Origin of the sequence: Mesorhizobium sp. M1328 (genome assembly GCF_040318075.1) — a bacterium.
Taxonomy (GTDB): Bacteria; Pseudomonadota; Alphaproteobacteria; order Rhizobiales; family Rhizobiaceae; genus Mesorhizobium.
This window is the reverse complement of sequence record NZ_JAMYLO010000001.1, coordinates 35,334-55,917: the sequence shown is the minus strand read 5'-3', so window position 1 is coordinate 55,917 and position 20,584 is coordinate 35,334. Positions and strand designations below refer to the sequence as shown.

The window sequence follows — 20,584 nt, the reverse complement described above, 5'->3', positions numbered from 1 at the left end:
CAGGCCGAAAAACTCTATATTTCCCAATAGGGAACGCGAATGATGAACGCGAAAGTGCAGAGCCTGAAAGCCTTTCTTGCCGGTGCCGGCCTGGTCGCCTTGGTTGAGGTGGCCGGGACAAAAGGTTCGACGCCGCGCGAGACGGGTGCCTTCATGCTCGTCTCAGGATCGGCCACTTTTGGCACGATCGGCGGCGGCCAGCTCGAATATATGGCGATCGACAAAGCGCGGCAGATGCTTTTCTCCCCCCTTGAGGGGGGTGAGGAGCGGCCGGCCAATGGCCGAGAAAAAGCCAACGATTTGACTTTTTCAGCGACGAACGCCCGGAGCCATAGCGAAGGGCAGGCCGCGGAGCGGCCAGAGGGGGTCGTATCAGAAGGCACCGCCAGAGCGTCGAGCACTGCCGCGGCGACCCCACCCGGCGGCTTCGCCGCCACCCTCCCCTCAAGGGGGAGGGATATCCGCGCCACCCTCGACATCGCGCTAGGCCCGGAGATCGGGCAGTGCTGCGGCGGCAGGGTCGAGCTGCTGATCCGGCTGGTCGACGCCGCGCTTGAGGCCAAGCTTGTTGCGGAGGCGGAGGCCGAGGAGGCGCAGCTGCCGCATGTTTACATTTTCGGCGGCGGCCATGTCGGCCAGGCGCTGGCCTCGGCGGTGGCCTTGCTGCCGGTGCATGTCGTCGTTGTCGAGACGCGAGCCGAAGCGCTGGAAGGCATGCCGGAAGCGGTCGAAACCAAGCTGACGCCGATGCCTGAGGCGGTGGTTCGCAAGGCGCCGGCCGGCTCCGCCTTTGTCGTCCTCACCCACGACCACGCGCTGGATTTCCTGATCGTCGCCGAGGCGCTGAAACGCCGCGATGCCGCCTATGTCGGCATGATCGGTTCCAAGACCAAGAAGGCGACGTTTCGGAACTGGTTCCTGAAATCGGCGGACGGAAGCGAGGCGGAATTTGACCGCCTCGTCTCGCCGATCGGCGGTTATGCAATCAATGACAAGCGCCCGCAGGTGATCGCCGCGCTCGCCGCAGCCGAGATCATGACGGCGCTGGCGAGGTGTCATTTACCTGTCAACGGACTAACAGAGTACCCCAAAGCACCAAGCGGCGGTCGGTCGACCGCATCCTCGCAGACTTTTTGATGCTTTTGTACGGAAGACCTTGGCTTATGGAGCAGTTGGCGCCGTAAGACCGAGAAAACACGAGCAGCACATGTTGGTGAAACAGCTTGTCGGAGCGCTTCTGGCCGCTTTTGCGGTTTCTCTGGCGTTTGCCATAGGATCGCGCACGCGCGCTACGCGACACGCCGGCGAGCAAACACTCCGCGCCACCTGGTTTTTGCATGTGTTTGCGGTCCTGCTTGCGGGCTTTGTCGCGATAATTTTGGTTGCCGGATATAGCGAAACAAGGAGCGAGCAACTTCCCTGGGTATATGGCCTGCTGGTTGGCTTTGGTCTGACTCTGATCGGGTGGATTTGGTTCTTCTATCTTCGTGTGGTCTTTTGGAACATCGAGGGCGTAGGGATTCGACAGCCATTCGTGCCCCCACGCTTTATTCCGTGGGAAGACATCGAATGGGCTGGTCGCAAATGGACAGGAGATTTCCAGCTTTGTTCCAAGAAAACCAGCATTAGCTACACCGCGTTCCAGGGCGGACACGATGAGCTAAATCGCCGGGTGAAGCTCGAGGTGCCGAAGTTCGAGAGGAATTTCTAATCGAACCTCGGCGCGCCGAGGAAATAGCGCCGTCCAAAAAGAGCTATTCCTTCTCCTGCGTATGTGCCTCCAGGAACCACAGCAATTTGTCGAGGGAGCGTGAATAGGCGGTGAAGATGTCGGCGGTGTCGGCGTCGCCCGCACCTGCCGCTTCGTCGATTGCCGCGCGTGCCCGCTTGGCGGTTGCGGCATAGCGGTCGATCAGCGCCGCCAGATGATCTCGGGTCTTGTGGATGTCGGTCGGATAGGCCTCGAGCATAGTCGCCTTCGACACCTCCTGCGATGTGCCGAGCGCCGTGCCGCCGAGCTGTACGGCGCGCTCCGCAATGGTGTCGACATGGCCGTCGATCTCCTCGCGGAACGTGTCGAGCATCTCATGGATGGCGATGAATTGCGGTCCCTTGACGTTCCAGTGCGCCTGCTTGGTGACCAGCGCCAGATCGATGGCGTCGGCGAGGCGGGCGTTGAGAAGATCGATACACTCTTTCTTGGCGTTGGATTGCAGGTCGTTGCGGGTGGCGATGGCATCCATGGTCGGCTCCTGTGGCGGTTGCGTCCGCCTGGTTTGAAGAGGGTGAAGTTTGTGGAAGGTCAATCGAACATGCGCGCAGACGCCCATCATCGCCGCGCGGCACAGCATCCCAAAACGGCGATCTCCGACTTTCGTTCCGCTCGTCGTTTTACGCCGGCCGTTTCAAGCCCAGGTGGTCGCGCAACGTGCTGCCTTCATAATCCGTACGAAACAGCCCGCGCCGCTGCAACTCCGGCACGACAAGCGTGGCAAAGGCATTGAGTTCGCCGGGAAAATAGGACGGCATGACGTTGAAACCGTCTGCCGCGCCACCCTCGAAGCGTGCCTCGAGCTCGTCGGCGATCTGGGCCGGCGTTCCGACGACGCGCCAATGGCCGCGCGCGCCGGCGAAATGGCGGGCAAGCTGGCGAATGGACAGCTTGTCGCGGCGGGATTGCTCGATGACCAGCGCCTGCCGGCTCTGCATGCCTTCGCTGGCCGGCAGCTCCGGCAGCGGTCCGTCAATGGGATAGCGCGCGAGATCGGATATGCTGAGATAGCTGGAAAGCAGCGCGACACCGACGTCGTCCGGGATCAGTTCCTGCAATTCATCATGTTTTGCCCGGGCTTCCGCTTCGCTTGCCGCGACGACTGGCGCGACGCCGGGCATGATCTTGAGGTCGTCCGGCTTGCGCCCATAGGCAGCCAGCCGTCCCTTGAGGTCGTCGTAGAAGGCCTTCGCTTCCTCGAATGTCTGCGCCGCCGTAAAGACCACGTCGGCGGTCCGGGCGGCGAGGTCACGACCCTCGTCCGACGCTCCCGCCTGTACCATGACCGGTGAACCTTGTGGCGAGCGCGGCAGATCGAGCGGGTCGCGCACCGAAAAACTTCTGCCTTCCTGTCCACCCTGGCCTCGCCAAAGGCCGGCAACCACGGCAGCGAATTCGCGCGCCCGTCCGTAACGGTCCGCATGTGGGCGCAGACCGGTCGAGCCGAAATTGGCGGCCTCGATCTGGCTGGCCGAAGTGACAAGGTTCCAGCCGGCACGCCCGCCGCTCAGATGGTCGAGCGACAGGAAGGTCCGCGCCAGCCCGTAAGGCTCGTTGTAGCTCGTCGACGCCGTGGAGACGAGGCCGATGCGCTCCGTCTGGACGGCGAGCGCGGCAAGCAAGCTGATCGGCTCGAAGCCGATCGAGCGCGACGTTTGGCTGGCGATGTTGACATTGGCCTCGCGCACGCCGGCGGCGTCCTCGCAGAAGATCATGTCGAACTTCGCCGCCTCCGCCGTCCGCGCCAGCTGGATGTAATGGTCGATGTCGATGCCGGCCGTGACATGCGCCTGCGGATGGCGCCAGGCGGCGATGTGGTGGCCTGTCGCCCACAGGAAGGCGCCGAGCTTCATCTGGCCTCGACCGGCGCTCATTGCCGATCCTCCCCGGCAAGCCCGAGGTGGGAGCGCAGTGTCGCCGCGCTGTAGCCGGACCGGACAAGGCCGCGGCGGCGAAGCTCCGGCAGCACGAGGCCGATGAAATCGTCGAGCGCCGACGTGAGCGGCGTGTCGATGCTGAAACCGTCGCAGGCTTTCGAGCGAAAGCACTCTTCGAGCCTGTCCGCAAACATGTCCGGCGCGGCGATTATTTCGGCGCTGACGGTAACATTCATCAGCACTTTCAGCCCCTCCGGCCTGCGCCCGAAGGCAAGCGCACGACGCTTCAGCTCGCCAGCCCAGTCGATCGATCGCTCATCCAGCAGGAGGACATCGGCGGTGCGGGCGGCGATATCCATGTCGGGCTCGGACAGGCCGGACATGACCAGCACCGGCGTGTCCTGCGGCGACCGCGCCACGTTGAGCGGCCCGCGCACGGAAAAATATTCGCCCTTGTGGTCGAGAAGGTGCATCTTCTCGGGATCGAAGAAGCGGCCGCCAACTTTGTCGAACAGCAGCGCGTCTGCGTCCCAACCTTTCCACAAGCCTTGCACGATGCCGATGAATTCCTCGGCGCGCAGGCGGAAATCGTCGCCGGAAAACCCTTCCGGTCGGCTGAAATTGGCCGCCTCGCGCGGTTCGGGCATCATGCTCGCGTTCCAGCCGGCGCGGCCATGGCTGATAATATCGAGCGAAGCGAAACGGCGCGCGAGATTGTAGGGCTGGTGGGCGACCGTCAACGCTGCAGCGACGAGGCCGATCCTGCTTGTCACCGTCGCCAGGGCCGCCACCAAGGTCGTTGCTTCGAAGCGCATTTGCCGGTTCAGCCCGCCTGCAACCGGCGCGGAATCGCCGAGCAACACCATGTCCAGACCGGCCGCTTCGGCTTCTTGCACGAACCGCGTCAGCAGACTGAAGTCCAGGCCGGCGTCGGGCGGATGGGAAGGGGCGGCTTCCGGAGACAGTGAAACGGCGAGACACATGGTGGCGCCGTTGGCCATCGCTTTTCCCTGTTGAGCGAGATTCCTTGGGAATTATCTCGTCGGCTGGACGGAAAGCAACCGGCCAGCCGGCGATCATTTGCCGGCCAGAATATCCCTGATCAGCCGCTGGCAGCGCTCGGCCATGAAGTCGAGCAACAGCCGCACCTTCGGATCCTGCAGCTTTTTGTGCGGGTAGACGGCGGCAAACTGCACCGGCGTCGGCGGCGTATTGCTCAGGATCACCTTCAGCCGCTGGTCGCGGATAAACGGCTCGACCTCGAAGCGCGGCTTGTTGATGATGCCGCGGCCGGACAGCGCCCAGCCGGTCAGCACGTCGCCATCATCGGTATCGTAGGGGCCGTGCACCTCGAACTTTTGTGGCCCCTTCGGCGTCTGCAACGTCCACACATATTCGCGCGCGCCGGAATAGCGCAGCATCAGGCAATCGTGCTTCTTGCCGATCAACTCCTGCGGCTCGGTCGGCTCGCCGCGCACGTCCAGATATTGCGGAGCCGCTACCAGCACGCGCTCGCATTCCATGATGCCGCGCATCCTGAGGCTGGAATCCTCGATAATGCCCAGCCGGAAGGCAACGTCGATGCCTTCTTTCATGATATCGACATTGTGATCGGAAAGCCGGAGCCGCACCTCGATATCTGGATACCTGTCGTGGAAATCCGGGATGCCGGATGCCACCAGCCGCCGCCCGAGGCCGAGCGGCGCTGTCACCTTTATCGTGCCGCGCGGCTGGCCGGATAACGCGCTGACCGCCGCTTCCGCCTCGGTGACCGCCTCCAGCACCTGCTTGGCGCCGGAGTAGAACACCGTGCCGTGCTCGGTCGGCATCAACTGCCGCGTCGTGCGGTTGAACAGCCTGACGCCCAGGTGCTTCTCGAGCTCCTTGATCCGGTTGGAAGCGACCGCCGGCGAAATGCGCATGTCGCGCCCAGCCGCCGACAAATTGCCGAGCTCGACGACGCGGACAAAAACGGCGATGTTGTCGAGATAGGCCATGCGGCTTCCGTGGCTCTCATGTGGCTGCGTATGATCAGCCTAGTATTTTCCAATTTTTTTTGAAAGTCATCGTGCAGCTCGGCCCTTTCCGTTTGCGCTCCAGCCCGTAAAGTCAGCCGATCGGCAGGGACGATTTTTCATGATGGATTTCGCGATATTCTGGGATTGGCTGAGTTTCGCCGTGCGCTGGCTGCACGTCGTTACCGGCATCGCCTGGATTGGATCGTCCTTTTATTTCGTCGCGCTCGACCTCGGGCTGCGCCAGCGTCCGGGCATGCCTGCCGGAGCCTTCGGCGAGGAATGGCAGGTGCATGGTGGCGGCTTCTACCACGTGCAGAAATATCTGGTGGCGCCGGCCGAAATGCCCGAGCACCTGACCTGGTTCAAATGGGAATCCTACGCCACCTGGCTGTCGGGCTTCGCCATGCTGTGCGTCGTCTACTATGCCGGGGCGGACCTGTTCCTGATCGATCCGAATGTCCTTGCCATGTCGGTGCCTACAGGCATCTTGCTGTCGCTGGCGACGATCGGCGTCGGCTGGGTGGTCTACGATCTCTTGTGCCGTTCGCCGCTCGGCAACAGCGACACCGGCCTGATGCTGGTGCTGTATGGGGTGCTGGTATTCATGGCCTGGGGACTGACCCACCTGTTCACCGGTCGCGCCGCCTTCCTGCATCTTGGCGCCATCACCGCGACGATCATGTCGGCCAACGTTTTCATGGTCATCATCCCCAACCAGAAGATCGTCGTCGCCGACCTGATCGCCGGCCGCAAGCCCGATCCGAAATACGGCAAGATCGCCAAGCAGCGCTCGCTGCACAACAATTACCTGACGCTGCCGGTTTTGTTCCTGATGCTGTCGAACCATTATCCGCTGGCGTTCGGGACAGAGTTCAACTGGGTCATCGCCTCGCTGGTGTTCATCATCGGCGTGCTGATCCGGCACTATTTCAACACTAGGCATGCGCGCAAAGGCAATCCGACCTGGACCTGGCTGGCGGCGGCCGTCCTGTTCGTCGTCATCATCTGGCTGTCGACGGTGCCGAAACTGCTGACCGGCGAGGTCAAAACGTCCTCGGCGGCACAGGTCTACGTCGCCTCGGCGCATTTTCCCGCCGTGCGTGATACAGTGCTTGGCCGCTGTTCGATGTGCCACGCGGCCGAGCCGTCCTACGAGGGCATTTACCACGCGCCGAAGGGCGTGATGCTCGATACCGATGCCGGCATCGCCGAGCACGCCGGCGAGATCTACCTGCAGGCCGGGCGCAGCCACGCCATGCCGCCCGCCAACGTCACCCAGATCACCGACAAGGAACGGGCGCTGCTGGTGGCATGGTTCGAAGGCGCGGGGAAATAGCATGACCAGCACGCTGCTGCGCGGCCGCACGCTGTCGTTTTTGCGCTGGCCCGAAACTGTCGACGACCATTCCGCCTGGCGTTACGAGCAAGATGGCGGCCTGCTGCTCCGCGACGGCAGGATCGTTGCCGCGGGCGCCTATGCCGAGGTCGAGAAAAAGGCGGGCGAGGGAACAAGAAAGATCGACCACAGGCCGCATCTGCTGCTGCCCGGGTTCATCGATGCGCACGCGCATTTTCCGCAGATGCAGGTCATCGCTTCCTTCGGCGCCGAGCTGCTCGACTGGCTGAACACCTACACTTTTCCGGAAGAGACCAAATTCCAGAACGCTCAGCATGGCCGCCGTATCGCCAGGCTGTTCCTGGACGAAGTGTTGCGCCACGGCACGACGACGGTCGCGGCCTATTGCTCGGTGCACAAGGAATCGGCCGAAGCGTTCTTTGCCGAGTCGCACGACCGCAACATGCTCAACATCGCCGGCAAGGTGATGATGGACCGCAACGCCCCGGAAGGCGTGCTCGACACGCCGCAATCGGGTTATGACGACAGCAAGGCGTTGATCGAGGAGTGGCACGGCAGGGGGCGCCAGCACTATGCCATCACCCCGCGCTTCGCCATCACTTCGTCGCCCGAGCAATTGGAGATGGCGGGCGCGCTCTGCCGCGAATATCCTGATCTGCACATGCAGACGCATCTGTCGGAAAACCACGCCGAGATCGCCTTCACGCAGCAGCTTCATCCGCAGGCGCGCGACTATACCGATGTCTATGAGCATTACGGGCTGCTCGGGCGCAGAAGCCTGTTCGGCCATTGCATCCATCTGTCGGAACGCGAGGCGGATGCGCTTTCCGATAGCGGCTCGGTGGCGGTGTTCTGCCCGACCTCCAACCTGTTTCTCGGCTCGGGCCTCTTCGATTATCAGCGCTATCGCCGCCGCGAGAAGCCGCTTCGCATCGCCGCCGCCACCGATGTCGGCGGTGGCACCAACTATTCGATGCTGCGCACCATGGACGAGGGCTACAAGGTGATCGCGCTGAACGGTGAGAAGCTCAATCCGTTCCAGTCCTTCTGGCAACTGACCCGCGGCAATGCCGAGGCGCTGTCGCTTGCGGAAAAGATCGGCACCCTGGAGGAAGGCAGCGACGCCGATATCGTTGTGCTTGACGCCCGCGCCACGCCGGCGATGCGACTGCGGGTGGAGACGGCGGACACGCTCGCCGAGGAGTTGTTTCTGCTGCAGACGCTCGGCGACGACCGCGCCGTGCATGAGGTCTATGTCGCCGGCCGCGCGGCCAAGACGGATATGGCGGTTTAGCCGTCGTATGCGGCCGGCTTGACCGGGCGGCAGCCATCCGGCAAAGCGTGCGGCGAAGTTGACAGGGGAACGACATGGCCGTTGCGGACGACATCGCTCTGATTGAGAAACAGGAAGCCACGCTTGTCTTTTCGGCCTTCGATGAAGCCGTCGCTTTCGAGATCGGCTCGGCGATCCGAGATCGGGCTCTCAAGGAAAACCTGCCGATCATCGTCGATATCAGAACCTTCGACCGGCCGCTGTTCTATGCGGCAATGCCCGGCTCGAACGCTTCCAATCCGGACTGGGCGCGGCGCAAGATCAACGTCGTGCGGCGGTTCCTGAAAAGCACCTACCGCATGGTGCTGGAGCAGCAGCGCCCCGACCGCAGCTTCAAGCCCGGCGAGGGGCTGGACGTTGCCGACTACGTGCTGGCCGGTGGCGGCTTTCCCATCACTGTCAAGGGCGCCGGCGTCATCGGCGTGATCGCCGTCTCGGGCCTGCCGGAGCGTGAGGACCATGGTGTGGTCGTCGATACGCTTTGTGAGTATCTCGGCATCAATGCGCGCGAGCTGGCATTGCCGGCGGAAGCAAAATGACAGAGGTAGACCCCAAGCCCTTTCTCATTTCGATCTTCAACGCCGCCGTTGCCGCCGCCGATCCCCAGAGGACAATCAAGGATCATTTGCCGGCAAGGCCGAAGGGCCGCACGATCGTCATCGGTGCAGGAAAAGGCTCGGCGCAGATGGCGGCGGCTTTCGAGAAAGTGTGGGACCGGCCGATCGAGGGGCTGGTCGTCACCCGCTACGGCTATGGCGCGGCCTGCCGGCGCATCGAGATCATCGAGGCGGCGCATCCGGTGCCGGATGCCGCGGGGCTCGAGGCTTCCCGGCGGCTGCTCGAAAAAGTCCAGGGACTGACTGCGGACGACCTCGTCGTGGCGCTCATTTCGGGCGGCGGCTCGGCGCTGCTGCCGTCACCAGCCGAAGGTCTGACGCTGGCCGATGAGATCGCCGTCAACGAGGCGCTGCTCGCCTCCGGCGCGCCGATCGCCGCGATGAACACCATCCGCAAACATCTTTCCTCGATCAAGGGCGGCAGGCTGGCGGCCGCCGCATATCCTGCCAAGGTGGTCTCGCTGGTTGTTTCTGATATTCCGGGCGACGATCCGGCTCTGGTCGCTTCTGGTCCGACCGTGCCGGATATAGGCAGCCGTGAGGACGCATTGGCGTCGATCGCTGCCTATGGCATGAACCTGCCGGCCTCAGTCATGGCGCATATCAATTCGCCGGCGGCCGATGCGCCGCGTCCGGACGACCCGCGTTTTATCCGCAACGAGGTGCATCTGATCGCTTCCGCCGGCGTCTCGCTGGAAGCCGCAGCGACCGAAGCGACGCGCCAAGGCATTCAGGCGGTCATTCTCTCCGATTCCATCGAGGGCGAGGCGCGTGAGGTCGGCGGCGTCCACGCTGCGATCGCGCGCGAAGTGGCGACGCGCAACCGGCCATTCGCAAAGCCGGTGCTGATCCTGTCGGGCGGCGAGACGACGGTGACCTTGCGCGCGAAAGGCAAAGGCGGCCGTAACTCGGAATTCCTGCTCGCCTTCGCCATTGGCATCAGCGGCATGGCCGGCGTGCACGCACTGGCCGCCGACACCGACGGCATAGACGGTTCGGAAGACAATGCCGGCGCCTTCGCCGACGGCTCGACGGTGTCGCGGATGCGCGAGGCGGGCGTCGATGCCAAGGCCATGCTTGCCGGCAACAATGCGTGGACCGCGTTTAACGCCGTCGGCGATCTTTTCGCGCCCGGACCGACTGGGACGAACGTCAATGATTTGAGGGCGATCCTGATCAGATAGGTTCAGGCCGCCATCAGCCTTTTCACCGCTCTCATATCCTGCAGGAACCGCTCGCGTTCGGCCTGCTTGTCCGCCGGCTCGCGAATGCGCAGGATGAAGGACGGGTGGATGGTGACGAAGACACGCAAGCCATCGTCGCGCTCCACGACCGCCCCGCGCATCTTCATGATCGGCACCACCTTGCCGAGCAGCGCCTGCGCCGCCGTTGCGCCGAGCGCTACCGCCAGATTGGGCTTGATCAGATCGATTTCCTTGTCGAGCCACCAGCGGCAAGCCTGCACCTCGCCGGCGTTCGGCTTGGAGTGGATGCGCCGCTTGCCGCGCGGCTCGAACTTGAAATGCTTGACCGCGTTGGTGACGTAGACTTTCAGCCGATCGACGCCGGCATCGTCCAGGATCGCGTCGAACACCTTGCCCGCCGGACCGACGAAGGGCTTGCCCGCCAGGTCCTCCTGGTCGCCCGGCTGTTCGCCGACGAAGATCACCTTAGCTTTATCAGGGCCCTCACCGAACACAGTCTGCGTGGCGTCGTGCCATAGCGGACAGCGGCGGCAGATCTTGGCCGTTTCGCGCAGTTCAGGAATCGTCCTGGCGTCGATTTCTGTCGTTTCCGGGGATTTGCCGGTCGGCAAGCCTCTCGACTCCACCTTGGCATGGTGCGACGTGGGGGTCGTCTGCATCCTGGCGATCATGGCTAAGGCGGCCTTGTCCGCTTCTGTGATCAGAACCGGAATGAGCGAAGCCGCCGGAAGGTTCCTTCAAAACTGGTCCGGTCGGAACTTCGCCGAGCGAAGACTCTGCCGAACAGGGCCCTACACCTCGTGCAGATAGAGGTGATAATCCAGTTCGCTGACCGTGCGCGCCACGCGCAGATATTCCGACTGCTTGATCGCCACGAACGTCCGGTGCAGGTCTTCGCCCAATGCGCCCTTGAGGAAGGTCGACGCCCTTGCTGCCTCGATCGCGGCACGCCAGTCGACCGGCATCGTCGTGCGCGTGACGGCCGATTCGTAGCCATTGCCGGTGGTTTCGGGACCGGGATCGAGGCCCTCGTCAAGGCCTTTGACGATGCCTGCCAGCACCGTTGCTGCCACCAGGTAAGGATTCGCGTCGACGCCCGATGGCCGGTGCTCGATGCGGCGGTTCTTGGCATCGCCGGCCGGCACACGCAGTGCCACCGAACGGTTGTTGACGCCCCAGGTCGGCGCCACCGGCGCATAGGATTGCGAGACGAAGCGCCGCCATGAGTTGGCGTGCGGCGCAAAGACCAGCATCGATTCCGCCATCGTCTGGATCAGTCCGCCGAGCCCGCGCAGCAGCGGCAGCGACCAGCTTTCGCCGCCGGTTTCGGCAAAGACGTTCTTGCCGGCATCGTCCAGCAGCGAGACATGAAAATGCATGCCAGAGCCGGCATACTTCTCGATCGGCTTGGCCATGAAGCAAGCGGTGACACCATGCCGACGTGCCTGCGCCCGCACCAGACGCTTGAGCATGACGAGATCGTCGGCCGCCCGCATCACGTCCTTGCGGTAGTTGAGCGTCAGCTCGTACTGGCCGGGCGCATATTCCGAGATGACCGTCTCGGCCGGGATGCCTTGCACCTTGGCTGCGGCGTAGATGTCGGAAAACAGCGGCTCCATGCCGTGCAGATGGTCGACGGAATAGACCTCCGTCTTGGCCGAGCGGCGTCCGTCGAGCACCGCGTGCGCCGGCTGCACCTTACCTTCGGCATCGCGCTCGTTGGCGAGCAGGAAGAATTCGAGCTCGAAGGCGCCAGCCGGATGCAGGCCCTTGGCCGCGAGGATGTCTACCTGGCGGGCGAGTGCCAGCCGCGGGTCGGACGACATCGGCTGGCCATCGAGATGGTACATCGCCATCAGCACCTGGCCGCGCGGCGGCTGTGTGCCGAACAGCGGCACCAGTGTGCCGGGGATCGGCCACGCCCGCAGGTCGCCGTCGCCGGTCGTCCAGATCAGCCCGGTCTCGTGAACATCCTCGCCGGTGATGTCGAGGCCGAGGATCGAGATCGGCATGTGCCGGCCACCCTCGAAGATGCTCATCAACTCGTGCCGGCGCACGATCTTGCCGCGCCCGACGCCATTGGCGTCGGTCAGCACGATGTCGAACGCTTCGATCTCGGGATGAGCGTCGAGAAAGGCCTGCGCCTCGGCGGGCGTCGAGCCCGAAGGGGATGCCGTGACCAGGTTCAAACTTTGCTTGGGCGCTTGTTTCATGCCGCAAGCTTGTCTCACGCCGTAAGCTTTGCCGCAACCGCGCCGAAGGCAGTGATCAGCCGGTCCACCTGGGCGGCGCTGGTCGCAGGAGAGATCAGCATCATGTTGTGGAAGGGTGCGATCAGCACGCCGCGATTGACCAGCGCAACGTGGACCGCCGCCTCGAGCTCCGGTGCATGCGCAGCTTCCGCCTCGCCGCCATTCCTCAACGGGCCCGGCGCGCAGATGAACTCGACGCGGGCGCCGACGCGAGCAACATGCCAGGGCAGACGATAGCGATCGATGACGGCAGTCAGCCCGGCGTCGAGCCGCCGCGCCAGATGGTCCATATGGCTGTAGTTCTCGTCGGTCATGACGTATTCCAGCGTGGCGCGCATCGCTGCGAATTGCAGCGGATTGGCCGACAGCGTTGTCCCCATGCCCGGAGTAGCCGGGCTCTTTCCGGCTGATATAAGCGGCATAGCGGGCCGCAACGTCTTCGCTCATCCCCCAGACGCTCGCCGGTACGCCGCCGGCAATCGGCTTGCCCAGCACGAACAGGTCCGGTTCCAGCCCGTATTTGCTTGTATAGCCACCGGGACCGGTCGAGATCGTGTGCGTCTCGTCGATTAGAAGCAGCGTGCCGGTCGCACGGGTGAGACGCCGCAAGCTATCATGAAAGCCGGCTTCGGGCAGCACCATGCAGGAATTGGTCAGCACCGGCTCGGCGATGACGCAGGCGACATCGTGGCCCCGGAGTGCCGCGTCGAGCGCCGGCAGATCGTTGAACTCGACGACATCAGTCGCGCGCGTCAGGTCGCGGAACTCGCCGGCCAGTCCCGGTCGATTCACCGCTTTCCCGGCGACCAGCCGCACCATCGTCTCGTCGACCGAGCCATGATAGCAGCCGTTGAAGACCAGTATCTTCTCCCGGCCGGTAACGGCGCGGGCAACGCGCAGCGCGAAGCGGTTGGCATCGGTCGCCGTCGTCGCGATCTGCCACAACGGCAAACCGAAACGCTGCTGCAGCAGCGGCCCGATGGCGAGTGCGTCCTCGGCAGGCAGCATGTAGGTCAGGCCGCGTCCGGCCTGCCAGCGGATGGCGCGTGCGACCGACGGCGGCGAATGACCGAACATCGAACCGGTGTCGCCAAGGCAGAAATCGTCGAGCCGGTTGCCGTCGATATCTCTGATGATGGCGCCCCTGGCACTATCGACGAGGATCGGGAACGGCGTCGGCCAGTCGTTCATCCAATGCATCGGCACGCCGCCGAAGAAGCCGGGCAGGCCATGGCCGATTTTCGCCATCGATTTTGGCCGCGCCCGGCGGAAGACTTCTGCCTTGGTCGCGCGCAACTCGGCGATCCGGGCCGGGCCGATGCCGCCGATGGAAGTCTTTGAATGGTTGATTACGTTCATGGCGGCCCTCTCAGTCGCACTTTAGACAATCGGCATCCGCCACCGCAATTGGCCGGGCGGCTGCCCTGTGTTGGGTCAGCGGTCATTTGAATGAAAACAGGCGCTTGACCGCGAGCCGCCTTCGGGCGCCAATGGCACTTCGGCTGGAGGGGACAGGATGGTGCGGGCGATCGTCTGCGCAGCAACGCTGCTGTCGTCGGTTGGTGCGGCTCTGGCGTCCGGCGGCATCTGGTGTTCCGCCGAGGATGCAGCCGTCAAATTTCAGGTCGGTGCCGGGGTCACCAGAGGCATGGGCGGGCCGACCTTCAATTTTAGCGGCGAGCTCGAAATTCTGGGCAGGCCGGCTGGCGACAGTCTGCGCAAGACGGTGTTCGAGGATCAGAATCTCACGCAATATTGGCTCGACAACAAGGAATTGCGGCTGCTCGTCTACCACGAACGGCAGGTCGAAAACGCCTACGGCTATGTCGAACTGACGATCCTGACCAAAGCCAGCGACGAAGGCGTCTATGACGGCCGCTATTTGCTCTCAATCTATGATGTTACGGCCGATACCGAAGCAGGCTACGCCGAAATATCGATGACGCCGCAATCGCCGGCAGCGCTGCCGAACGCGACGCGGCGCTCTTCCTTGTCCCACATCATGGAGGTGACGGCGCCCTTGCCTGGCCGGCGCAACAGCACTTCCCTGGCGTCGGCGAAGCGCACCGCCATCACCATGCCGTCATCATAGCCGATAGCAACGACGTCCTGGCTCGGGTGACAGGCGACGCAGGTGACCATCGCATTGCCGCGCGTGCCGAGTTCCAGCGGCGCCTTGCCCATCGGCCCGTCCTTGCCAGAAAACGGCCAGACGATCGCTGCCGGCGCGCCGGAACTCGCCAGCCATTTGCCCTTGGCGCTCCACGACAGGCTTTTGACCTTACCTGGGTAGCCGGACATCCGCATGTGCTTGCCGTCGGCGAGCTTCCAGCCATGCAGCGCGTTTTCCTGCATGGTGGTGACGACGAAGCCGCCGTCCGGCGAGAAGGTGATGCCGGTGTGGGCGCCGGCCCATTCGAGTTCGGCCGGCTTGCCGTCGGCGGCCGGGAAATGCAGCGTCGCGCCATTGTAGCGGGCAACGCCGAAGCGCATGCCCTTGGGCGAGAAGGCAAGCCCCTCGACCGAGCGCGGATGCGAGAATTCCCTGGTCTTGCCGTCGGCAAAGCGCACATAGGCAATCTTGCCCGAAGCATAGGCAATAGCGCCTTGCGGCCCGGCGGCGACGCTGGTTATCCATTTCTTGCCTGCGGTCGCCAATTCCGCTGTATTGCCGTCTGCGGTCACGGCAAAGATCTTGCCGTCCTCACCACCGGTGATCAGCCGGTCGTTCGCCGCATCATGGAAGGCGGCGAGCAGCCCGTCATTGGCCTGCACCGTCTTGTGGCCATGGTCGAGCCGATGGATTGTGCCGTCAGCCAGCGCAAAATGCGGCACGTCGCCGAGGAACACGGCGGCGAGGCAGTGGCCTTCGAGATCGAGCGGGGCGACTGTCGGCATGAGAGATCATTCCGTTTGAGATTTCTGCTGCCTCACCCTTAAGGGGTTGAGCTGCGGGTCTCAACCCGTGCTTCGGATCGTCGTGAGGAGAGACCGCCAGCGTTGCGGACTACCCCTTCTCCCACAAGGGGAGAAGGAAGAAAGGGCAGCTAAATCAAGCGGCCTGGCAGGCCTCGAAGCTTGTCTTCAGCCGCTCGGCGTCGAGTTCGCGACCGATGAACACCAGCCGGCTCTCGTGCTTCTCGCCGTCCTTCCAGGCGCGCTGGTGGTCGCCTTCGATGATCATGTGCACGCCCTGGATGACATAGCGCTCGTCATCGCCTTTCAGCGCAATGATCCCTTTCAGCCGCAGGATGTTGGGGCCTTCCATCTGGGTGACCTTCTCGATCCACGGGAAGAACTTTTTCGGGTCCATCTCGCCGCCGCGCAGCGACACCGACTGCACGGTCACGTCATGGATGTCGGAAGGGTGCGCATGATGATGATGCCCGTCATGATCGTGGCCGTCGTGATCATGGTGATTGTGGTCATGATCATGATGGTCGTGATCGTCATGCGCCTCGAGGAAGTGCGGATCATTCTCCAGCGCCCGGGACAGGTCGAACGCACCGCGATCGAGCACCTCGGACAGCGCCACGCCGGCGCGTGTGGTGCGATGGATTCGTGCCGCCGGGTTGATGGCGCGGATCGTCGCCTCCACCTTGCTCAGCTCTTCGGGAGTGACCAGGTCGGTCTTGTTGAGCACGACGACATCGGCAAAGGCGATCTGGTCCTCGGCCTCGCGGGAATCCTTGAGGCGCAGCGGCAGGTGCTTGGCGTCGACCAGTGCCACCACCGCATCGAGCCTGGTCTTGGAACGCACGTCGTCGTCCATGAAGAAGGTTTGTGCTACCGGAACGGGATCGGCGAGGCCTGTGGTCTCGACGACGATGGCGTCGAAGCGGCCGGGTCTGCGCATCAGGCCTTCGACGACGCGGATCAGGTCGCCGCGCACGGTGCAGCAGACGCAGCCATTGTTCATCTCGTAGATTTCCTCGTCGGATTCCACGATCAGCTCGTTGTCGATGCCGATCTCGCCGAATTCATTGACGATGACGGCGTAGCGCTTGCCATGGTTTTCCGAAAGGATGCGGTTGAGCAGTGTCGTCTTGCCGGCGCCGAGATAGCCGGTGAGGACGGTTACGGGGATCTGCGTCTGTGCGTCGCTCATATTGTGCCTCGAATAGGGATTGTCGGCTCCATATAGGATGTGTGCTCGGCTTTTGCACGAGGCAAACCGGTGGGCCAAAGAGAGGCTGGTATTGCCGAACTTTCCTCACATTGCCGAACTTTCATTGGCGCGGGTTGGCGGTGGGGCTTAGATAGGCAAAGGGTCATTCACCGGGGGCTGTTCGCGTTGAAGAGGCGCCAGATGTCGGACAAGTCCTTGCCACTAACCCGTCGGCAGGCGCTCGGTCTCGTTGCGGTTACCGCTGGCGGCATATTCCTGCCCGCCGGTGCAAGGGCCGGGCAGGTTTCGCCATATGCCGGGCTTGCCTTGTTCGAAGCCGGTGCCGGCGTCTGCGCCATCACGCCCGAGGTCGCCGAAGGGCCGTTCTATTTCGACCCGAAGCTCGAACGCGCCAATATCACCGAGGGCAAGAAAGGCATCGCCCTCAATGTGCGGCTGCAAATCGTCGACGCCTCCTGCCGGCCGCTTCCCGGCGCACGCGTCGATATCTGGCATTGCGACGCCCAGGGCGCCTATTCCGGCTATCCCGGACAGGGCGACGGGCAGGATATCGACACGTCTGGCCAGAGCTTTCTCCGGGGCTGGCAGAGAACCGATGAAAGCGGCATTGCTTCTTTCGCCACCATCTATCCCGGCTGGTATCGCGGCCGCACCACCCACATCCATTTCAAGATCTTCCCCGACGACCGCTCGGTGATGACCGGCCAGATGTTCTTCCCCGACAGCCTCAGCGATCAGATATTCGCCACCGTCGCGCCCTATAACGACCGTCCCGGCAAACGCGACACATCGAACGCGCGGGACGGCATTGCGCGGCAGGCCGGGCCGCTGTCTCAGGCAGCGCTGCGGGAAATGGCGGACGCCTTTCAGGCCTTGATGGTGGTCGCGGTGAAGGCCGGTTGAGAACGCCTCGTCACGTCCCCATCCAGCCATTGCGGAAAGTCGTTTGTCATCTAACTGAAATAAACATCTGGCATTAGCCACGGCGAACACCGCGATGCTTGCCGGCAAAGCTATTTTCCGAGCCGGAATGTTTTCGATCGTCATTGCCAATCGGCGGCCTGCTTCTATGCTGCCCGCACCGGTTCGGCCGAGGAGGGATGAGCATGGCCAAGGCGGACAAGACTGCAACAATGAGCCGGCTGCATTCGGCGGCGCGGCTGGCGCGCACGGCGCTCGCCGCCCGGCTTCTGGCGCATGGCTTCTATGCCGGCCAGGACCAGATCATGCTGGCGCTCGACCGCGATGACGGGCAGACGCCCGGCAATCTTGCCGGCCGCCTCGGCGTGCGTCCGCCGACCATCACCAAGACCATCAACCGGCTGCAGGCGCAGGGTTTTCTGGAGAAGCGCGCCTCGTCCGCCGATGCCCGCCAGGCGCATATTTTCCTCACCGACACCGGCCGCGAAATCATCCACGCCATCGAGAAATCGGTGAAGAAGACCGAAAAGCAGGCATTGAAGGGTCTCGACAAGAAGGATCAGAAAGCGCTGTTCAAGCTGCTTGCGCGTGTCGAGGCGAACCTGTCGAACGGCGAAATGGTGCTCCCGGATGACGAACTGGATATCGAGGACAAAATCCTAGAATAAGGTCACGCGTTCGCCGCTGACGGCCGTCGCGTCAGTGCCGACCAGCGTCCCGGCGTGACGCCGAACGCCTTCTTGAAATGCCGATTGAAATGGCTTTGGTCGCTGAAGCCGGCCGCGATGGCGATCTCTGCCAGCGGTTCGTTGGCTTCGATCATACGGCGGGCTCGCTGAAGCCGGCGCATCAACAGGAACCGGTGCGGGCTGGTGGAGAAGGTGGCGCGGAAGTGCCGCGACAGGGCATAACGGTCCAATCCGGTTATCGCCTCCAATTCATCCGAACGTACAATCCGCGCGACATTTTCCTCCAGATAGTCGCGCGCCAGGCTGGCGGCGCGCCACGCGGTTTTCGCTACCGGTTTCGCCGGCTGACCGGCGTGCCCGGCCAGGCTTTGCATAAGCTGCGTCATGAAATCGACGACAAACAGCTCGTCCAGTTCCTGATCCAGCGGCCCGAGCGCCGAAAGCAGCGTCGCGCGGAGATCGCGGTCTGTCACTACGGCATCCCCGACGAAAGGCAGTGACCCGCCGCCGAGGCAATCGAGCATCAGGGACGGCTCCAAATAGAGCATTCTGTAACGCAGGCCGTCTTCGGTGCCGGCACCGCCATCGTGCAGTTCGTCGGGATGAAGGATAATGATCTGGCCAGCCAAGCTCTGATGCGTTTGGCCGCGATAGCGGAAGCGCTGCACGCCATAAAGCGTCACCCCGATCGCATAGGTGTCGTGGCGATGGAGATCGAAGGCGTTGCCGTGGAACCGGGCCTCGATGCGTTCCATGCCGGCAGCACGGGGTGCCGGTACGATGCAGTTCTCGGCTGCTTCCACGCACAAACGTCCAAGACCTTGAAAGGCTTCCCCGTCTAGACCGTGCGGCATCGATTCACTCGCAGCCTCGGATTGGCCCCCTTTCGGATTGGAAACTGTCGCATGTTCGATACGAAATTTGCAATCGTGCTCAAGGATGATCTTCCCGTCTGGCAAAAGCTCAACGTCACCGCCTTTCTGACCAGCGGCATCGTCGCGCAGTTTCCCGACATTATCGGCGACCCCTACCGTGATCGCGCCGGCAATATCTACAACCCGCTGTCGATCCAGCCGGTCATCGTGCTTTCGGCGGACGGCCAGACGCTCGGCGCGATCCACCGGCGGGCGCTGGAGCGTAGTGTGACGGTCTCGCTCTATGTCGAGGAAATGTTTTCGACTGGGTATGATCTGGCCAACCGTGCCGTCTTTGCCGAATTTGCGCCGGAGGATGCCAAGGTGGTCGGCATCGCGCTTCGCGCCGAAAAGAAGCTCGTCGACAAGATCACCAAGGGCGCCCGCATGCACGCCTGAGTCGTCGGCCACCAGGGACAAAAACTGAGCCTGGTCGGCGGCGTTCGTTGTGCCAGCCTGTTTTGGCTTGCCGGCAGGCGACAATTGCCGCATTGGTGAGGGACTGCCTTGCTTCCCGTCCGGCCTGAAATTGAATGCTCCCCCAAGACATGACGAAAGCGCGACGTCGCCGGCGGCGATCCTGTGCATGCTTTCCGTCTACGTGTTTTTCACCTTCCTCGACACCAGCAGCAAATACCTTGTCCTGGCCGGCGTCTCGGCGCTGATCGTCGCTTGGACCCGCTTCGCGGTCCATGTCCTGATCGTCGGCGTCTTTCTGCGCGGATGGCGTGAGCCGCTGCGCTTTCGTCCCGCCAACCTGCCGGCGCACATCACGCGCGGTCTCCTCCTGTTCGGATCGACGATATGCAACATTCTGGCGCTGCGGACGCTGCAACTGGCGGAAACCACCTCGATCTACTTCTTCGGCCCGATGGTGATCACCGCGCTTGCCGGTCCGTTGCTAGGGGAATGGGCCGGCTGGCGGCGTTGGCTGGCGATCATGAGCGGCTTTGTCGGCGTCCTCATCATTACCCGGCCGGGCATCGGGGTTTTTGGCGTCGGCCATCTCTTTGCGCTCGGCTCGATGCTGTCGAACAGTTTTTACGTCATCATGACGCGCCGCATGTCCGCGACGGAAACCTCGGAAAGCCTGATCCTGTTTTCGGCGTTGGCGCCAGCCGTGCTGCTGCTGCCGACACTGCCGTTTTCGCTTTCGCTGCCGCAGGATGGCTGGCACTGGTTCATATTGCTGATGCTCGGCGTTTTCGGCGCCCTTGGCCATTGGCTTCTTGTGCAGGCCTATCGCCTTGCCACCACCACGGCCCTGGCCCCCTATCCATATTCGCAGATGATCTGGATGATCGTCTCCGGCCTGATCGTCTTCAACCAGTTTCCCGATCGCTGGACGCTGGCCGGTGCCACAGTCATCGTCGCCAGCGGCCTCTACATCGTCCACCGCGAGCACCGGCTTCGCTTGCGCAACCGCGCGACGCTGGACGCGGAGGCGGAAGCGCTGGCAAAAAAACTTTGATTTGCTCGGGATCGATGGCATAAGAGCCGG

General features: G+C 63.2%; 19 protein-coding genes and 1 pseudogene. 10 read left to right on the top strand and 10 right to left on the bottom strand.

All coding sequences use genetic code 11. The annotated features are described in order from the left end of the window. Window positions 1–42: 42 nt before the first annotated feature. Both xdhC and NKH23_RS00240 read left to right on the top strand, forming a co-directional pair. On the top strand, window positions 43–1,137 hold the full coding sequence (gene xdhC / locus NKH23_RS00245) for a xanthine dehydrogenase accessory protein XdhC (RefSeq protein WP_352915248.1): 1,095 nt from the start codon (window positions 43–45) through the stop codon (window positions 1,135–1,137). A 70-nt stretch (window positions 1,138–1,207) separates the two neighbouring features. Then, window positions 1,208–1,711: a hypothetical protein gene (locus NKH23_RS00240; RefSeq protein WP_352915163.1), complete on the top strand. Its 504-nt coding sequence runs from the start codon at window positions 1,208–1,210 to the stop codon at window positions 1,709–1,711. Window positions 1,712–1,754: 43 nt separating this feature from the next. Here the strand turns inward: NKH23_RS00240 and dps are convergent, their stop codons facing one another. The 4 genes from dps to NKH23_RS00220 form a co-directional block, all read right to left on the bottom strand. Further along, on the bottom strand, window positions 1,755–2,243 hold the full coding sequence (dps, locus tag NKH23_RS00235) for a DNA starvation/stationary phase protection protein Dps (RefSeq protein ID WP_352915165.1): 489 nt from the start codon (window positions 2,241–2,243) through the stop codon (window positions 1,755–1,757). A gap of 148 nt (window positions 2,244–2,391) precedes the next feature. Continuing rightward, window positions 2,392–3,645 (bottom strand): LLM class flavin-dependent oxidoreductase, encoded by a 1,254-nt coding sequence (locus tag NKH23_RS00230; RefSeq protein WP_352915168.1) that lies wholly within the window; start codon window positions 3,643–3,645, stop codon window positions 2,392–2,394. Then, entirely contained in the window at window positions 3,642–4,649 is a 1,008-nt protein-coding gene (locus NKH23_RS00225) for an LLM class flavin-dependent oxidoreductase (protein ID WP_352915170.1), read from the bottom strand. The genes NKH23_RS00230 and NKH23_RS00225 overlap by 4 nt, the downstream gene beginning before the upstream one ends. 75 nt (window positions 4,650–4,724) lie before the next feature. Then, window positions 4,725–5,645 (bottom strand): LysR family transcriptional regulator, encoded by a 921-nt coding sequence (locus NKH23_RS00220; protein ID WP_353034124.1) that lies wholly within the window; start codon window positions 5,643–5,645, stop codon window positions 4,725–4,727. 139 nt (window positions 5,646–5,784) lie between these two features. Between NKH23_RS00220 and NKH23_RS00215 the strand changes: the two genes are divergently transcribed. The 4 genes from NKH23_RS00215 to NKH23_RS00200 all read left to right on the top strand — a co-directional run bounded on the left by NKH23_RS00215 (window position 5,785) and on the right by NKH23_RS00200 (window position 10,157). Next, a complete protein-coding gene (locus NKH23_RS00215; protein ID WP_352717309.1) occupies window positions 5,785–7,002 on the top strand; it encodes a urate hydroxylase PuuD in 1,218 nt (405 codons plus the stop codon). Between the two features lies 1 nt (window position 7,003). Next, window positions 7,004–8,317: a guanine deaminase gene (gene guaD / locus NKH23_RS00210; RefSeq protein WP_352915173.1), complete on the top strand. Its 1,314-nt coding sequence runs from the start codon at window positions 7,004–7,006 to the stop codon at window positions 8,315–8,317. 74 nt (window positions 8,318–8,391) lie between these two features. Then, window positions 8,392–8,895, top strand: a complete 504-nt coding sequence (locus NKH23_RS00205) for a heme-degrading domain-containing protein (protein WP_352717312.1) — start codon at window positions 8,392–8,394, stop codon at window positions 8,893–8,895. Further along, window positions 8,892–10,157 carry a glycerate kinase type-2 family protein gene (locus NKH23_RS00200; protein ID WP_352915177.1) on the top strand — a complete coding sequence of 422 codons (1,266 nt, stop codon included), beginning with the start codon at window positions 8,892–8,894 and terminating at the stop codon, window positions 10,155–10,157. The genes NKH23_RS00205 and NKH23_RS00200 overlap by 4 nt, the downstream gene beginning before the upstream one ends. Window positions 10,158–10,159: 2 nt before the next feature. On the opposite strand, the gene NKH23_RS00195 is transcribed toward NKH23_RS00200, so the two are convergent. The 5 genes and pseudogenes from NKH23_RS00195 to NKH23_RS00175 all read right to left on the bottom strand — a co-directional run bounded on the left by NKH23_RS00195 (window position 10,160) and on the right by NKH23_RS00175 (window position 16,538). Further along, entirely contained in the window at window positions 10,160–10,882 is a 723-nt protein-coding gene (locus NKH23_RS00195; RefSeq protein ID WP_352717377.1) for a UdgX family uracil-DNA binding protein, read from the bottom strand. 87 nt (window positions 10,883–10,969) lie between these two features. Then, complete coding sequence (locus NKH23_RS00190) at window positions 10,970–12,391, bottom strand: glutamine synthetase family protein (RefSeq protein ID WP_352915179.1); 1,422 nt, start codon at window positions 12,389–12,391, stop codon at window positions 10,970–10,972. A 14-nt stretch (window positions 12,392–12,405) separates the two neighbouring features. Next, window positions 12,406–13,789: pseudogene (locus NKH23_RS00185) on the bottom strand (aspartate aminotransferase family protein). A gap of 564 nt (window positions 13,790–14,353) precedes the next feature. Next, window positions 14,354–15,328, bottom strand: a complete 975-nt coding sequence (locus NKH23_RS00180) for a WD40 repeat domain-containing protein (protein WP_352915184.1) — start codon at window positions 15,326–15,328, stop codon at window positions 14,354–14,356. A 154-nt stretch (window positions 15,329–15,482) separates the two neighbouring features. After that, a complete protein-coding gene (locus tag NKH23_RS00175; protein ID WP_352915187.1) occupies window positions 15,483–16,538 on the bottom strand; it encodes a CobW family GTP-binding protein in 1,056 nt (351 codons plus the stop codon). A 201-nt stretch (window positions 16,539–16,739) separates the two neighbouring features. Between NKH23_RS00175 and NKH23_RS00170 the strand changes: the two genes are divergently transcribed. Beyond that, window positions 16,740–17,462 carry an intradiol ring-cleavage dioxygenase gene (locus tag NKH23_RS00170; RefSeq protein ID WP_352915190.1) on the top strand — a complete coding sequence of 241 codons (723 nt, stop codon included), beginning with the start codon at window positions 16,740–16,742 and terminating at the stop codon, window positions 17,460–17,462. A 203-nt stretch (window positions 17,463–17,665) separates the two neighbouring features. Beyond that, on the top strand, window positions 17,666–18,148 hold the full coding sequence (locus NKH23_RS00165) for a MarR family winged helix-turn-helix transcriptional regulator (RefSeq protein ID WP_352915193.1): 483 nt from the start codon (window positions 17,666–17,668) through the stop codon (window positions 18,146–18,148). 2 nt (window positions 18,149–18,150) lie between these two features. On the opposite strand, the gene NKH23_RS00160 is transcribed toward NKH23_RS00165, so the two are convergent. Next, window positions 18,151–19,023 carry an AraC family transcriptional regulator gene (locus tag NKH23_RS00160; RefSeq protein WP_352915195.1) on the bottom strand — a complete coding sequence of 291 codons (873 nt, stop codon included), beginning with the start codon at window positions 19,021–19,023 and terminating at the stop codon, window positions 18,151–18,153. A 51-nt stretch (window positions 19,024–19,074) separates the two neighbouring features. Between NKH23_RS00160 and NKH23_RS00155 the strand changes: the two genes are divergently transcribed. Together NKH23_RS00155 and NKH23_RS00150 are read left to right on the top strand one after the other, a co-directional pair. Then, entirely contained in the window at window positions 19,075–19,482 is a 408-nt protein-coding gene (locus tag NKH23_RS00155) for a DUF2000 family protein (RefSeq protein ID WP_352915198.1), read from the top strand. 187 nt (window positions 19,483–19,669) lie between these two features. Then, window positions 19,670–20,554 (top strand): DMT family transporter, encoded by an 885-nt coding sequence (locus NKH23_RS00150; RefSeq protein ID WP_352915201.1) that lies wholly within the window; start codon window positions 19,670–19,672, stop codon window positions 20,552–20,554. Window positions 20,555–20,584: the final 30 nt, after the last annotated feature.

What these genes read in the sequence shown, in the direction of transcription:
- NKH23_RS00200 (WP_352915177.1), top strand. Translation starts at nt 8,892, where the DNA reads ATGACAGAGGTAGACCCCAAGCCCTTTCTCATTTCGATCTTCAACGCC.
- NKH23_RS00190 (WP_352915179.1), bottom strand. Translation starts at nt 12,391, where the DNA reads ATGAAACAAGCGCCCAAGCAAAGTTTGAACCTGGTCACGGCATCCCCT.
- NKH23_RS00150 (WP_352915201.1), top strand. Translation starts at nt 19,670, where the DNA reads ATGCTTTCCGTCTACGTGTTTTTCACCTTCCTCGACACCAGCAGCAAA.
- NKH23_RS00240 (WP_352915163.1), top strand. Translation starts at nt 1,208, where the DNA reads ATGTTGGTGAAACAGCTTGTCGGAGCGCTTCTGGCCGCTTTTGCGGTT.
- guaD (WP_352915173.1), top strand. Translation starts at nt 7,004, where the DNA reads ATGACCAGCACGCTGCTGCGCGGCCGCACGCTGTCGTTTTTGCGCTGG.
- NKH23_RS00215 (WP_352717309.1), top strand. Translation starts at nt 5,785, where the DNA reads ATGATGGATTTCGCGATATTCTGGGATTGGCTGAGTTTCGCCGTGCGC.
- xdhC (WP_352915248.1), top strand. Translation starts at nt 43, where the DNA reads ATGAACGCGAAAGTGCAGAGCCTGAAAGCCTTTCTTGCCGGTGCCGGC.
- NKH23_RS00180 (WP_352915184.1), bottom strand. Translation starts at nt 15,328, where the DNA reads ATGCCGACAGTCGCCCCGCTCGATCTCGAAGGCCACTGCCTCGCCGCC.
- NKH23_RS00170 (WP_352915190.1), top strand. Translation starts at nt 16,740, where the DNA reads ATGTCGGACAAGTCCTTGCCACTAACCCGTCGGCAGGCGCTCGGTCTC.
- NKH23_RS00220 (WP_353034124.1), bottom strand. Translation starts at nt 5,645, where the DNA reads ATGGCCTATCTCGACAACATCGCCGTTTTTGTCCGCGTCGTCGAGCTC.
- NKH23_RS00175 (WP_352915187.1), bottom strand. Translation starts at nt 16,538, where the DNA reads ATGAGCGACGCACAGACGCAGATCCCCGTAACCGTCCTCACCGGCTAT.
- NKH23_RS00165 (WP_352915193.1), top strand. Translation starts at nt 17,666, where the DNA reads ATGGCCAAGGCGGACAAGACTGCAACAATGAGCCGGCTGCATTCGGCG.
- dps (WP_352915165.1), bottom strand. Translation starts at nt 2,243, where the DNA reads ATGGATGCCATCGCCACCCGCAACGACCTGCAATCCAACGCCAAGAAA.
- NKH23_RS00225 (WP_352915170.1), bottom strand. Translation starts at nt 4,649, where the DNA reads ATGGCCAACGGCGCCACCATGTGTCTCGCCGTTTCACTGTCTCCGGAA.
- NKH23_RS00230 (WP_352915168.1), bottom strand. Translation starts at nt 3,645, where the DNA reads ATGAGCGCCGGTCGAGGCCAGATGAAGCTCGGCGCCTTCCTGTGGGCG.
- NKH23_RS00155 (WP_352915198.1), top strand. Translation starts at nt 19,075, where the DNA reads ATGTTCGATACGAAATTTGCAATCGTGCTCAAGGATGATCTTCCCGTC.
- NKH23_RS00160 (WP_352915195.1), bottom strand. Translation starts at nt 19,023, where the DNA reads ATGCCGCACGGTCTAGACGGGGAAGCCTTTCAAGGTCTTGGACGTTTG.
- NKH23_RS00205 (WP_352717312.1), top strand. Translation starts at nt 8,392, where the DNA reads ATGGCCGTTGCGGACGACATCGCTCTGATTGAGAAACAGGAAGCCACG.